The organism is Campylobacter sp. BCW_6465, from assembly GCF_001762815.1.
Taxonomy (GTDB): Bacteria; Campylobacterota; Campylobacteria; order Campylobacterales; family Campylobacteraceae; genus Campylobacter_D; species Campylobacter_D jejuni.
In genome coordinates this window covers 24,588-37,187 of record NZ_MJXN01000009.1, presented here as the reverse complement: position 1 = coordinate 37,187, position 12,600 = coordinate 24,588, and the positions used below count along the sequence as shown (strand labels likewise).

11 protein-coding genes and 1 pseudogene are annotated in these 12,600 nt (G+C 30.0%); 7 read left to right on the top strand and 5 right to left on the bottom strand.

Annotated elements, in window-relative coordinates; translation table 11 throughout:
* Positions 1-3: 3 nt before the first annotated feature.
* Together AJ886_RS00235 and nth are read right to left on the bottom strand one after the other, a co-directional pair.
* The gene (locus tag AJ886_RS00235) at positions 4-654 is read right to left on the bottom strand and encodes a DNA/RNA non-specific endonuclease (RefSeq protein ID WP_070286990.1); all 651 of its coding nucleotides are present in this window, start codon (positions 652-654) and stop codon (positions 4-6) included.
* Positions 651-1,277 (bottom strand): endonuclease III, encoded by a 627-nt coding sequence (nth, locus tag AJ886_RS00230; protein WP_052949600.1) that lies wholly within the window; start codon positions 1,275-1,277, stop codon positions 651-653. Before nth ends, AJ886_RS00235 begins: the two co-directional genes overlap by 4 nt.
* Positions 1,278-1,357: 80 nt before the next feature.
* Between nth and peb4 the strand changes: the two genes are divergently transcribed.
* The 5 genes from peb4 (at position 1,358) to AJ886_RS00205 (ending at position 6,593) form a co-directional block, all read left to right on the top strand.
* Positions 1,358-2,179, top strand: a complete 822-nt coding sequence (peb4, locus tag AJ886_RS00225) for a peptidylprolyl isomerase PEB4 (RefSeq protein ID WP_002931939.1) — start codon at positions 1,358-1,360, stop codon at positions 2,177-2,179.
* Positions 2,179-3,243 carry a class II fructose-bisphosphate aldolase gene (gene fbaA / locus AJ886_RS00220; RefSeq protein WP_070274915.1) on the top strand — a complete coding sequence of 355 codons (1,065 nt, stop codon included), beginning with the start codon at positions 2,179-2,181 and terminating at the stop codon, positions 3,241-3,243. The genes peb4 and fbaA overlap by 1 nt, the downstream gene beginning before the upstream one ends.
* Positions 3,244-3,335: 92 nt before the next feature.
* Positions 3,336-4,778, top strand: coding sequence for a MotA/TolQ/ExbB proton channel family protein (locus AJ886_RS00215; protein ID WP_070285967.1), 1,443 nt, complete (start codon positions 3,336-3,338; stop codon positions 4,776-4,778).
* Complete coding sequence (locus tag AJ886_RS00210; protein ID WP_070274917.1) at positions 4,775-5,728, top strand: OmpA family protein; 954 nt, start codon at positions 4,775-4,777, stop codon at positions 5,726-5,728. Before AJ886_RS00215 ends, AJ886_RS00210 begins: the two co-directional genes overlap by 4 nt.
* Positions 5,715-6,593, top strand: a complete 879-nt coding sequence (locus tag AJ886_RS00205) for a 1-aminocyclopropane-1-carboxylate deaminase/D-cysteine desulfhydrase (RefSeq protein ID WP_070274918.1) — start codon at positions 5,715-5,717, stop codon at positions 6,591-6,593. Before AJ886_RS00210 ends, AJ886_RS00205 begins: the two co-directional genes overlap by 14 nt.
* Here AJ886_RS00205 and AJ886_RS00200 read toward each other — a convergent pair.
* The 3 genes and pseudogenes from AJ886_RS00200 to dsbD all read right to left on the bottom strand — a co-directional run bounded on the left by AJ886_RS00200 (position 6,585) and on the right by dsbD (position 10,349).
* Complete coding sequence (locus tag AJ886_RS00200) at positions 6,585-7,928, bottom strand: sodium-dependent transporter (protein WP_070274919.1); 1,344 nt, start codon at positions 7,926-7,928, stop codon at positions 6,585-6,587. The genes AJ886_RS00205 and AJ886_RS00200 overlap by 9 nt on opposite strands.
* 50 nt (positions 7,929-7,978) lie before the next feature.
* Positions 7,979-8,649, bottom strand: a pseudogene (locus tag AJ886_RS00195) (MOSC domain-containing protein).
* The gene (gene dsbD / locus AJ886_RS00190) at positions 8,646-10,349 is read right to left on the bottom strand and encodes a protein-disulfide reductase DsbD (RefSeq protein WP_070233267.1); all 1,704 of its coding nucleotides are present in this window, start codon (positions 10,347-10,349) and stop codon (positions 8,646-8,648) included. Before dsbD ends, AJ886_RS00195 begins: the two are co-directional and overlap by 4 nt.
* Positions 10,350-10,442: 93 nt before the next feature.
* On the opposite strand from dsbD, the gene ppk2 reads away from it, so the two are divergent.
* Both ppk2 and AJ886_RS00180 read left to right on the top strand, forming a co-directional pair.
* Positions 10,443-11,324, top strand: coding sequence for a polyphosphate kinase 2 (ppk2, locus tag AJ886_RS00185; protein WP_070233268.1), 882 nt, complete (start codon positions 10,443-10,445; stop codon positions 11,322-11,324).
* An 8-nt stretch (positions 11,325-11,332) separates the two neighbouring features.
* Complete coding sequence (locus AJ886_RS00180) at positions 11,333-12,523, top strand: M20 family metallopeptidase (RefSeq protein ID WP_070284710.1); 1,191 nt, start codon at positions 11,333-11,335, stop codon at positions 12,521-12,523.
* Positions 12,524-12,600: the final 77 nt, after the last annotated feature.

The following is a 12,600-nucleotide window of genomic DNA, read 5'->3' as shown; positions in this document are numbered from 1 at the left end:
ACCTTAAAATTTATCACAATTTATTTGATACTGTTTAATATTTTCATCATTTACTTCGTGGTTTGGTACTTGATAGCATTCTTTAAATTTCGGAGTTTTAATAATTTTTACATAAAAACTTGGTATAGCAATACGGTTTTTAATGTATTGTGGTTCTTTATCGTAAAGTACTAAATTTAAAACTTCAATACTTTGAAATTTTAAAGCCAAATTTCTTTCTCTTTGTTCGATTTCATTCCAAATTTTATTATTTATTTGCGCATTTTGTGGGGTAATATTACTCATTAAAAATACTGAATTTTGAGCAGCTTTACTAAAGCTAAAAGAAGCATTGGGTGCAGTGTGTCCTCGCGTGTAGCCGCTGTTTTTATAATCACTCCAAGTAGTGCGGTATTTTTTAGGAATATTTGTATCATCTTCAAAGCGAGGGCGTTTTTTAATTTGTTTATTTTTTAAATTTGAAGCTTCTGCTTTATAAGCAATGGCTTTTGTACCTTTGAGTTTATAATCATAGCAATTTAGATAAAAAAACTTATCTAAGATTTGCGAGCAGTTTATGTTGTTAAAATAAGAAGAAAAATCAGCACTAGGCTTGTAAGATTCTAAGGCGAAAATATTAAGAAATATAGCGAGTAAAAAGATGAAAATTTTCATTTAAGTTCCTTATCTTTACTTTTGCAAAGATGATTTAAAAAACATTCTTTACATAAAGGTTTTTTAGCTTTACAAGTGTAGCGTCCAAAAAGAACCATGGCTTGATGAAGATAGTTAAGATTATCTTTAAATATGCGTGTTAAATCTTCTTCTGTAGCTTCTGGAGTTTTTGCTTTGCTAAGTCCTAAGCGGTGAGAAACTCTAAAAACATGAGTATCTACAGCCATGAAATTTGCTCCACACCATTCTATTAAAACCACATGGGCGGTTTTTTGTCCCACGCCTGCTAAGGATTTTAATTTCTCTTCTTCAAGGGGAATTTCTCCGTCAAAATTTTCACAAACTGATTTTGCCATTTTTATAAGATTTTGTGCTTTATTATTAAAAAATGAACAAGTTTGTATGTAGGTTTTAAGGCTTGATAAATTTGCATTTGCAAGGGATTTGATATCAGGATAAGCTTTAAAAAGATCAGGAGTGATGATATTAACTCTTTTATCAGTGCATTGGGCTGAAAGCATCACGCAGACTAATAGTTCGTATAAATTTGAAAATTTAAGTTCTGTTACAGGTTTTTCAAAATGTTTTAAAAAAAGCTCTTTGATTTCTAAATTTCTTTTCATTTTTTAATTTTAGTTAATTAGCTTTAAACCAAGTTTAGATATAATCGATTTTATATACATTTTATTAAAAAGGAAACCCAATGAAAAAAATTTCTTTAGTTGCAGCAGCTTTGATTGCAGGTGTAGCTTTAAATGTAAATGCAGCTACAGTAGCCACTGTTAATGGCAAGAGCATTAGTGATACAGAAGTAAGTGAATTTTTTGCCCCTATGCTTAGAGGACAGGATTTTAAAACTTTGCCAGATAATCAAAAAAAAGCTCTTATTCAGCAGTATATTATGCAAGACTTAATTTTGCAAGATGCTAAAAAACAAAATTTAGAAAAAGATCCTTTATACACAAAAGAACTTGATCGTGCAAAAGATGCAATACTTGTTAATGTTTATCAAGAGAAAATTTTAAATACAATTAAAATTGATGCGGCTAAAGTTAAAGCTTTTTATGATCAAAATAAAGACAAATACGTAAAACCTGCGAGAGTGCAAGCAAAACATATCTTAGTAGCGACAGAAAAAGAAGCTAAGGATATTATTAACGAACTTAAAGGTTTAAAAGGTAAAGAACTAGATGCTAAATTTAGTGAGCTTGCTAAAGAGAAATCAATTGATCCAGGTTCAAAAAACCAAGGTGGTGAGCTTGGTTGGTTTGATCAATCAACTATGGTAAAGCCTTTTACAGATGCTGCTTTTGCACTTAAAAATGGTACTATTACTACAACTCCAATAAAAACGAATTTTGGCTATCATGTAATCTTAAAAGAAAATTCGCAGGCTAAAGGTCAAATCAAATTTGATGAAGTAAAACAAGGTATTGAAAACGGACTTAAATTTGAAGAATTTAAAAAAGTTATCAATCAAAAAGGCCAAGATCTTTTAAATAGTGCTAAAGTGGAATATAAATAATGGGTGTTTTAGACATTGTAAAAGCAGGGGTGATTAGCGGAGATGAGCTTAATAAAGTTTATGACTATGCTAAAGCAGAGGGTTTTGCTATCCCTGCTGTTAATGTTGTAGGAACTGATTCTATTAATGCAGTTTTAGAAGCTGCAAAAAAAGTTAACTCTCCAGTTATTATCCAGTTTTCAAATGGTGGGGCAAAATTTTATGCAGGGAAAAATTGTCCTAATGGAGAAGTTTTAGGTGCAATTAGTGGGGCTAAACATGTACATTTACTTGCTAAAGCTTATGGTGTACCTGTGATTTTACACACTGATCATGCTGCAAGAAAACTTTTACCTTGGATTGATGGGCTTATTGAGGCAAATGCACAATATAAAAAAACCCATGGACAAGCTTTATTTAGTTCTCATATGCTTGATCTTAGCGAAGAAAGTTTAGAAGAAAATCTTAACACATGTGAAGTTTATCTTCAAAAACTTGATGCTTTAGATGTCGCGCTTGAAATAGAACTAGGTTGTACAGGTGGCGAAGAAGATGGAGTGGATAATACAGGCATTGATAATTCCAAGCTTTATACCCAACCAGAAGATGTAGCACTTGCATATGAAAGACTTGGAAAAATTAGTGATAAATTTTCAATCGCAGCAAGCTTTGGAAATGTACATGGAGTTTACAAGCCAGGAAATGTTAGCTTACAACCTGAAATTTTAAAAAATTCGCAAAAATTTGTCAAAGATAAATTTGCTTTAAATAGCGATAAGCCTATAAATTTTGTATTTCATGGTGGTAGCGGTAGCGAGCTAAAAGATATTAAAAATGCAGTAAGTTATGGCGTAATTAAGATGAATATTGACACAGATACCCAGTGGGCTTTTTGGGATGGGGTGCGTGAATATGAACTTAAAAATAGGGCTTATTTGCAAGGACAAATTGGAAATCCAGAAGGTGATGACAAGCCAAATAAAAAATACTATGATCCGCGTGTTTGGTTAAGAAGTGGTGAAGAAAGCATGATAAAGCGTCTTGAAGTCGCTTTTGAAGATTTAAACTGTATAAACAAAAACTAAGCATTTTAAAGGCTTAGTTTTATTTTGTTTTAAAAATTTTTATTAAATTTAGTAACAATCTTTAAAATAAAATTTAATGAGGTATTGGTTTCATGGATATTAAATCAGATGAAATTTCAGAACTTGTTTTGCCTGAAGGCAAAGATGCAAGAGGTTCTTTGGTTTATTTTAAAATTATTTTTATTCCAGCTTTTCTTTATATTTTGATTTTATCGGGTTATTTTAATGTAATTGATTTTAAGGTTGAATTACATACGGTTATTATGACAGGTGTGATTTTTTTTACAGCATTGATTTTTGCTAGACATAGTGCTGAGTATGCGTATAGTATTTTTGAACAACAAAAAGATGAATTTAAACAGGTTTTAAAAAGACATATTATGAGGCATTTTCTTGCCATAGGGAAAGACACAAAATCAAATGCCAATTTTGATGACTTTGCTTATGCATATATTAAAGGTGCAAGAAATGAGAACTTTGCTAGTATAGGTTCGGCAATTTTTCCAATGATGGGAATTTTAGGGACTTTTATCAGTATAGCTTTTTCAATGCCAAATTTTAGCTCTAGTGATACAGCCGCTTTAGAACAAGAAATTGCAGATTTGTTAAGTGGAGTGGGAACTGCTTTTTATGTTTCAATTTATGGAATTTTTCTTGCATTATGGTGGATGTTTTTTGAAAAATATGGTAAAAGTAAAATAGATCGTTTGCTAAATCGTCAAAAAAATGCTACAAGTGGATTTTTTTGGACAAAAGAAGAGCTTGATCAAAGGTATTTAACTGAGAGTTTGCAGCATTTTGAAAAAATGGGAGCAATTTTTAAACAAGTTAGTAATGATGATTTTTTTGCAGAGCTTGATCATGCTATTGATAGAAAATTTGGTATTTTTCAAGATATGCTAAATGTAGAAGAAAAGGCTATTAGATTAAGTAGTGAACACATCAAACAAACCATGGGTGAGCTTAGTAAAGCACAAAGAGATCAACGCGATCTTGGAAAGCTTTATAGTGAAATGTTAAATGGCATAGGTTTGCTCAATCAAAATTTGAAAGAAATCAATACAAGAATGTCAGAACAATATAATCGCTTGCTCGATATCAGTAGTGATAAAATTCATCATCTTGATAAGACGCTAAGTGCATTCGATGAAAAAGTAGAGCGTTTTGGTAAAAATTTTGAACTTTATGAAAAAGCAATGTTGGAAAGTCAAGAAAAGGTTTTTGAGGGATTTAAAGCAAGCTTGTTTGAAGGTATGCATAAATTTAAGGAAGTATATGAAGAAGAAAAAAGTATCGATGCTAAAATCAAAATGATGGATGAGCTTAAAAAAGAAATGAAAGCACTTGATGAAGAAACAAGTCAAATGATGAGTAAGCTTTCTGGGGATGGAAATCAAAATAAAGAAAATGAAACCAAACAAATAGAAGATTTTTCAGAGTCTAAGACTGAAGAAAATCAAGATGAAATTCAAGCAAAAATATCTAAGCAAGAAAGCAATGATGAGCTAAAAAATGAAGATAAAGAAAATAAATGAAAAATGAGACAAAAGAAGATAGCAATTTTTGGATAGCTTATGCTGATTTAATGGCAGGATTGCTGTTTGTTTTTATTTTGCTAATAGGTGCTATTGTTGTAAAATATGTTTTAACTCAAAGTGATTTAAAAGAAATTAAAGACAATCTCAATAAACAAGAGGCACGCTTAGAGGAGAGTAAAGAAGAGCTTAGAAATAAAGAAGCCATAGTGTTTAAACTAAGTTCTGATTTAAACAATGCTTCTAGTGCTTTAAATCTTGCTAATTCTCAAAAAGCAGAATTAGAGGCTAATATTACAAATTACAAGCAGTTAAGCAAAGATTTAAACTCAACTTTAGATAATAAAGATAAGCAAATTTTGATTTTACTAGGTCAACTAGAGAAAAAAGATGAAGAGCTTAAAAATTTACAAGAAGATTTTCAAAAAGCTAAAGAAAAGGTGCAAAATCTTGGTTTGATTCGTGAAAATTTAAGCAAGGAATTACAAAGCAAACTTGATAATAATATCACTATAGATGAAAAGACAGGATCTATTTCTTTGCCTGCTGAAGTACTTTTTGATAAAGATTCTTATGTGTTAAAAAATGAGGCAAAGGCAAGTTTGAGAAAAATCTTAAGCGAATATTTTGATGCTATTCTTGAAGATCCAAAAATTTTTTCCAACATTGAAAATATCATTATTGAAGGACATACTGATAGTGATGGATCTTATATTTATAATTTAGATTTGTCGCAAAAAAGAGCTTATGAGGTGATGAATTTTATCTATACTTTTTATAAGAGTGATAAGCTTCAAAAGCTTTTAATGGCAAGTGGACGTTCTTTTTCAGATCCTGTGTTTGTCAACGGAGTTGAAGATAAGGATAAGAGTCGTCGCATAGAAATAAAATTTAGCATTAAAAATGATAATGCTTTAAAGGATGTAGAAAAATTCTTTGAATTTCATTAAAACAATTAGTCCTATACAAAAAATCAATTTTAACGGATTTGAATTTTATATTAAAAGAGATGATTTATTAGGAGAAATTAATGGAAATAAAGCTAGGAAACTTGCTTTTTATATCCATCAAAGATATCCTAAAAATCAATCTTTTGTAAGTTATGGAGGAAGCCAAAGTAATGCTTTGGCGGCATTAAGTATTTTTGCTAAACAAAGATCATATAAGCTTGTTTTTGCTTGTGAAAAAATTTCTACTTTTCTTAAGAATAATCCTTGTGGAAACTATGCTTTAGCTTTAGAAAATGGTGTTAATTTTGTAGAAAATATCCATTCTTTATCCTCCTTAAAGCAATTTGCCTTGTCTTTGTGTAAAAAAGATGATATTTTTATAGAACAAGGCATGGCTAATTTAGAAGCTCAATATGGCTATATGGAGCTTGCTCAAGAAATTCAAATGCAAAGTCAAAGTTTAAAGCTTGATTTTGATATTTTTTTACCTTCGGGTACAGGCACTTCGGCAGCTTTTTTGGCAAAGTATTCTAAATTTAAAGTATTTACTTGTGCTTGTGTAGGTGATATTAAATATCTTAAAAAACAAATTTTAACATTAGATCCAAGCTATGATTTTTCAAATTTAGAATTTTTAACAAGTGATAAAAAATATCACTTTGCTAAGCCGTATAAAGAATTTTATGAGCTTTATATGGATTTAAAGTTAAAGTGCAATATAGAATTTGACTTGTTGTATGATATTTTAGGATTAAGTATAGCATTAAAACAAGAGTGGAAAAAACCATTGCTTTATATACATCAAGGTGGAATTTTAGGAAATTCCACTATGTTAGAGAGATATAAATTTAAAAAATTAGTTTAAAATTCCATAGATAAAAATGATTAAAATAATCAAAGGTACTATATATTTTACATAATAAAACCAAATTCCAAACCATGAACTTTTAAGTGTATTGTTATTGCTAAGTTCTTTTAGACTTTCTTGTTTGCCTAAAATCCAACCTACATAAATGCAGCAAAAAAATGCAGTTAAAACAAACAAAATATTTCCACTAATGAAATCAAAACTATCAAAAATGTTTTTTCCTTTGATGATAACAATATCACGCCAAGGCCCATAAGTTAGAATACAAGGAAGATTGCCAAGTATGAAGATAAACCCTAGAGTTAGGTTAATAGAAAGATTTTTAGAATATTTAAATTTTTCTTCTAATACGCTAATAATAACTTGATAAATTGGCAAGCTTGTGGTTAAAGCTGCAATCAAGAGTAAGATAAAAAATAAAATACACACAATGGTGCCAAAATGGATATGAGAAAATGCTATAGGTAAAGTTTCAAAAACCAAAGAAGGCCCGCTATCTGGAGCAAGTCCCGCTGAGAAAAGTGCTGGAAAAATCATAAAACCAGCCAAAACAGCTATGATAGTATTTAAAACCCCTGTATAAATAGCGGTTTTTGCCATATTTTCATTTTTATTAAGATGAGATGAAAGTGTTATCATCACCCCAAAACCTAGGGATAAAGCAAAAAAAACTTGCCCTAAAACATCGATTAAAAGTTTTGGTGATAAAATTTTACTAAAATCAGGTTCAAGATAAAATTTAACTCCAGCTATAGCTCCATCAAGGGTTAAATTGCGTCCTACAACAATAATAAGACAGATAAATAATAAGGGCATTAAAAATTTTACAGATTTTTCTATACCATCTATAATGCCTCTTTTTAAAATAATGTAATTAATAATTACAAAAACAGTGGTAAAAATACCGACCCCCAAAGGATTGAAGGCTATCTTGTCGTTAAAAAACTGATGAGTAAATTCTTTGCTTACTACATTGGCAAGGCTAAAATTCCCTAGGGTTAATTCCCAAATATAAACTAAAACCCATCCTCCAAGTACCATGTAGTAAGCCATTATGCCAAAGCTTCCTAAAAGTCCCATGTATCCAATACTTTGCCATTTTTGTTTAAAAGCATCTACGCTATTTGTCATCGCTTTTCTGCCTATGACATTTTCAACTAAAATAACAGGAATGCCTATGATAATCATGGCTATACAAAAAACTAATACATAAGCGCCGCCACCATTTTCTCCTACAAGATAGGGAAAACGCCAAGTTGCTCCAAATCCTATGGTTGCTCCAGCAACTGTTAGAATATAAGTTAGTGTGCTACTCCATGTTTGTCTTTGCATGATTATCCTTTCAAAAAAGGATTATTTTATCTAAAAATAACTTTAAAAACTTATAAGCTATCCATATAACTTGTATCGTAAGTATTTTTTAAGCGTTTGTGTATCGTTTCGTGCCAATTTTGAGATATGAGAGAGTTTAATTTTTCTAATTTATCTAATTAAATTTGGATTTTTCTTAAGAATTTGATGTGGGGAGTAAAAAAGTTGATTGAGTTTAAATATACTAAGTGAAGTAGATTTTTTTTCTAAAATTTTAATGTTTTCATACTTTCGTATTTGTTCAACTTGTAAAACTTTATAATACCATCCACTCAAGCCCATTTTAAAAATTTCATGTGTAAAATTTGGATTATTGTGAATTTTAGAAATTTTTACACAAGGTTTTCTAGGTTCGCTTACTTGCAGTTTTGCATTTGAAATTTGATGTATATCATCTATGCAAACATTTTGTTCATAAAGCCCATCGATGCTCAAATTTTCACTCATTGAGCCAAAATTTAGCTTTTTATTAAGAAATCTTTCTCATATAGGATAGTTTTGACAAGAGTTGGCAAAAATACCTTATGGTAGCCTCCGTGATGAATTTTATTAGCTATTTGATCATCTAAAATACCCAGAAAATCAATCTATGTTTTTTCTAGGTAAATATCTTTAATAAATGCGTTTTGGAAATTTTTATGGTTTTTTTAATTTTCCCTATTTGCAAACTTTGAATTTTCATGGTTCTAGTTTTTTTAATAAATCATCAGCACTGATAAAACCCGTGATTTTTAATTTTTCTTTTCCATTTTCAAAGAAAATTAAAACAGGTGGGCCAAAAACATTAAATTCTTTCATGGTTTTAATTTGTTCATTATTATTTTCGCTTACATCAACTTTGATAAGTTTGTAATTTTGCATTTTTTGTATGATTCTTTCATCGCTAAAGGTTAATTCATCTAAAAGTTTGCAATTTTCACACCAAGATGCAGTAAAATCAAGCATTATGGGCTTTGTATTTGTTTGTATTTCTTGCTTTAATTGTTCAAAATTACTGATATAATCATAGCTTAGAGCAGGTTTTGAGGTAGATGTAGTATTGAAATTTAAAGGATTTAAGAAATTTTTAACCCCAAAAATTCCCCCTAGGAAAATGCTTAGAGAATAAGCTAAAATAAGAATTAAAATACTTTTTTTAATTTTAGAAATTATCGTAAAACTTTTTTCAAAAATTCCCATAAAAACACTAAAAAATACACCTAAAATTCCATAGGCAATTAAAATGTAATTTTCTTCAATAATTCTAGAAAGTATCCAAATAGCCATAGCCAACATAACAAAAGCAAAGAAAATTTTTACTTTTTCCATCCAAAAACCAGGCTTAATAAAACCTAATCCTAAGCCTATGAAAAGCAAAGGTATACCCATGCCAAAACTCATGATAAAAAGTGCACTACCACCTAATAAAGCATTGCCTGTATTGGCTATATAAATTAAAGCACCTGCTAAAGGGGCTGCTACGCAAGGACCTACTATTAAAGCAGATAAAAATCCCATAATAGCTATACCTACAACTCCCTTTCCTTTTTCGCTTTTTTTATGTATAAAGGTTTGAAATCTTAATGGTAATTCGAAACGAAAAGCTCCAAACATAGCAAAAGCAAAAGCTATGAAAATTAGAGCAAAAAGAATTAAAATAATAGGTTTTTGTAAAATTCCTTGAATACTTGCTCCTAGAAAACTTGCTATAACTCCAGCAATAGCATAGGCTAAAGACATGAAAAAAACATAGATAAAAGAGAGAAAAAAACTATATTTTTTTGAAAATTTAGCATTACTTTTTGCTACGATAAGAGAAGATAAAATCGGAATCATAGGTAAAATACAAGGCGTTAAGGAGAGTAAAAGTCCATAGCCAAAAAAACTTAGCAAAATCCAAAAAAAGTTATCTGTTGCTAAAAAATTTGCTATAGAGCTTTCTTCAGATTCAATTTTAGTTTTTTTATCTGTTTTTTGAGCTTTATAAGGTTTTGAAATTTCAAAAGTATCTTTTTTAGAAATGAGATCAAAGTACCAAGTTTGAGGATTATAACACAAGCCTTGTTCAGAACAACCTTGAAATTCGAGTTTGATTAAATTTGTAGTATTTTTTGCAAAGCGCTCTAGTAGTAAATTTGGCAAAGCTAAATTTAATTTTTGATAATAAACATTTTCATTGCCTCTTGTAGAGCTTTGAGGTAAATTAATCAAAGAACTTATATCTTTTTCATTTATATATAATTTAAGTTTATTAGAATAAAGATAAATATCTTTTCCAAGTTCAATATCAATTGAGATAGAGTTATTATAAGAGTTTGATTTTACATTAAAAGCTTCATTTAAAGACAATATAGAAGCAAAACATAAACAAAAACTTAATAAAATAATACCAAAAATACGCATAAATTTCCTAAAAACTTATTTTTCCTTTATCTTTAGCTTCAATTATAATTTATTATGGTAAATTTGCTTTAAATACTTTATAAAGGTTTGAAAATGCAAGAAAATAATTCTCTAAAAACACAAGGGGCTGTTAAAAAGAATGAAATTTATATTTCCGTTAAAAGAAAGAAAAGTACAATAGAATATGAAAAAGATTTAAAGAATTTGCAAATTGAACTTTTGAAATTTCAAAATCATGTTAAAGCCAAGGGTTTAAAGGTTCTTATACTTATAGAAGGACGCGATGCAGCTGGAAAAGGTGGGGCGATTAAACGTTTGATTGAGCATTTAAACCCGCGTGGTTGCCGCGTTGTGGCTCTTGAAAAACCTAGCGATGTGGAAAAAACACAGTGGTATTTTCAGCGTTATATAGCACATTTGCCCTCAGCCGGTGAGATTGTGATTTTTGACAGATCTTGGTATAATCGTGCAGGAGTAGAACCGGTGATGGGTTTTTGCACACCGCAACAACATAAAGATTTTTTAAGAGAAGTGCCTTTGTTTGAAAATATGATTTCAAATAGTGATATTACTTTTTTTAAATTTTATTTTTCGGTATCAAAAGATGAGCAAAAAAAACGTTTTGAAAAACGCCGAAGTGATCCACTTAAACAATATAAATTATCTCCTGTAGATCAAAAATCGCAAGAATTATGGGATAAATATACTTTAGCTAAATACTCTATGCTTTTAGCATCTAATACCCCAACTTGTCCTTGGACTATTATTTCTTCTGATGATAAGAAAAAAGCAAGATTAAATTTATTGCGTTTTATACTTTCTAAGGTAGAATATCCAAATAAAAAAACTGGAGATTTTTCCAAAATTGATGCAAAATTAGTGCGTAGTGGAGAAGAAGAAATACGAAAAATGGAGGCGAATTTGGAAAAACTTGACAGTAAAAAAGCAGATGAAAAAATAAAAGATTTAGATTAAGGAAAAGAATGCATAAGCTGGTTGAAAATTTAGCACTAAAGTACTATGATAAAGTAGTTGATTTAAGACATCAAATTCATATGCATCCTGAGCTTGAATTTGAAGAAGAAAATACAGCTCATTTAGTGTGTAAAATTTTAGATGAGTTTGGCATTAAATATCAAAAAAATATTGCAAAAACAGGAATTTTAGCTATTATAGAAGGAAAAAAGAAGAGTCAGAAAAAACCAAAATGCGTTCTTTTAAGAGCGGATATGGATGCTTTGCCTGTACAAGAAAAAACTAATCTAAGTTATGCTTCAAAAATTGATGGTAAGATGCACGCATGTGGACATGATGGACATACAGCAGGACTTTTGGGAGCTGCTTTGATATTAAATGAGCTCAAAGATGAATTTTGTGGCACGATTAAATTTATGTTTCAGCCCGCAGAAGAGGGAAGCGGTGGAGCTAAACCTATGATAGAATCAGGTGTATTGGAAAATCCTTATGTTGATGCAGTTTTTGGTTGTCATTTATGGGGGCCTTTGCTTGAAAATACTGCTCAAATTGTAAGTGGTGAAATGATGGCTGGAACGGATATTTTTGATTTGGAATTTATTGGCAGAGGAGGACATGGAGCTCATCCGCACACTTGTATAGATCCTATAATTATGGCAACGCAATTTGTAAATAATATACAAAGTGTTGTTTCTAGGCGTTTAGCCCCTTATGAAGCAGGGGTGATTACCGTAGGTCAAATTTGTGCAGGAACTACTTATAATGTTATTCCTACAAATGCTTATTTAAAAGGAACTGTGCGTTTTTTAAATGATAAAACACAAGATATTTTAAAAAGTTCTCTAGAAGAAGTGGTTGCTGCTACAGCAAAATCTAATGGTGGAGATTATAAACTTAAATATACTAAAGAATTTCCTCCATTGATTAATGATGAAAAAGCTGCTTTAATAGCAAGAAAAGCTTTTGCAAAGGTCTTAGGAGAAGAAAATATCATTGTTTCTTCTAAACCTGACATGGGGGCTGAAGATTTTGCTTTTTTAACACGAGAAAGAATGGGAGCTTATGTATTTGTTGGAATTTCAAAGGATTTAAATCACCCAGCTTTGCACCATAGTTCTACTTTTTGTTGGGATGATGAAAATTTAAAAGTTTTAATGCAGGGTGATGTGATGATGGCTTTAGAATTTTTAAATTTATAAAATAGAATTAAAAATTCACAAAAAATTCACAAAAAATGAGTAAAATTTAATCTTGATTTTTCTTTAGGATTTGTTAT

Excerpts from the sequence above, each read along its gene's own strand:
- AJ886_RS00210 (WP_070274917.1), top strand. The coding sequence starts at position 4,775 with ATGAAAAATGAGACAAAAGAAGATAGCAATTTTTGGATAGCTTATGCT.
- AJ886_RS00200 (WP_070274919.1), bottom strand. The coding sequence starts at position 7,928 with ATGCAAAGACAAACATGGAGTAGCACACTAACTTATATTCTAACAGTT.
- AJ886_RS00215 (WP_070285967.1), top strand. The coding sequence starts at position 3,336 with ATGGATATTAAATCAGATGAAATTTCAGAACTTGTTTTGCCTGAAGGC.
- ppk2 (WP_070233268.1), top strand. The coding sequence starts at position 10,443 with ATGCAAGAAAATAATTCTCTAAAAACACAAGGGGCTGTTAAAAAGAAT.
- fbaA (WP_070274915.1), top strand. The coding sequence starts at position 2,179 with ATGGGTGTTTTAGACATTGTAAAAGCAGGGGTGATTAGCGGAGATGAG.
- AJ886_RS00180 (WP_070284710.1), top strand. The coding sequence starts at position 11,333 with ATGCATAAGCTGGTTGAAAATTTAGCACTAAAGTACTATGATAAAGTA.
- nth (WP_052949600.1), bottom strand. The coding sequence starts at position 1,277 with ATGAAAAGAAATTTAGAAATCAAAGAGCTTTTTTTAAAACATTTTGAA.
- AJ886_RS00235 (WP_070286990.1), bottom strand. The coding sequence starts at position 654 with ATGAAAATTTTCATCTTTTTACTCGCTATATTTCTTAATATTTTCGCC.
- peb4 (WP_002931939.1), top strand. The coding sequence starts at position 1,358 with ATGAAAAAAATTTCTTTAGTTGCAGCAGCTTTGATTGCAGGTGTAGCT.
- dsbD (WP_070233267.1), bottom strand. The coding sequence starts at position 10,349 with ATGCGTATTTTTGGTATTATTTTATTAAGTTTTTGTTTATGTTTTGCT.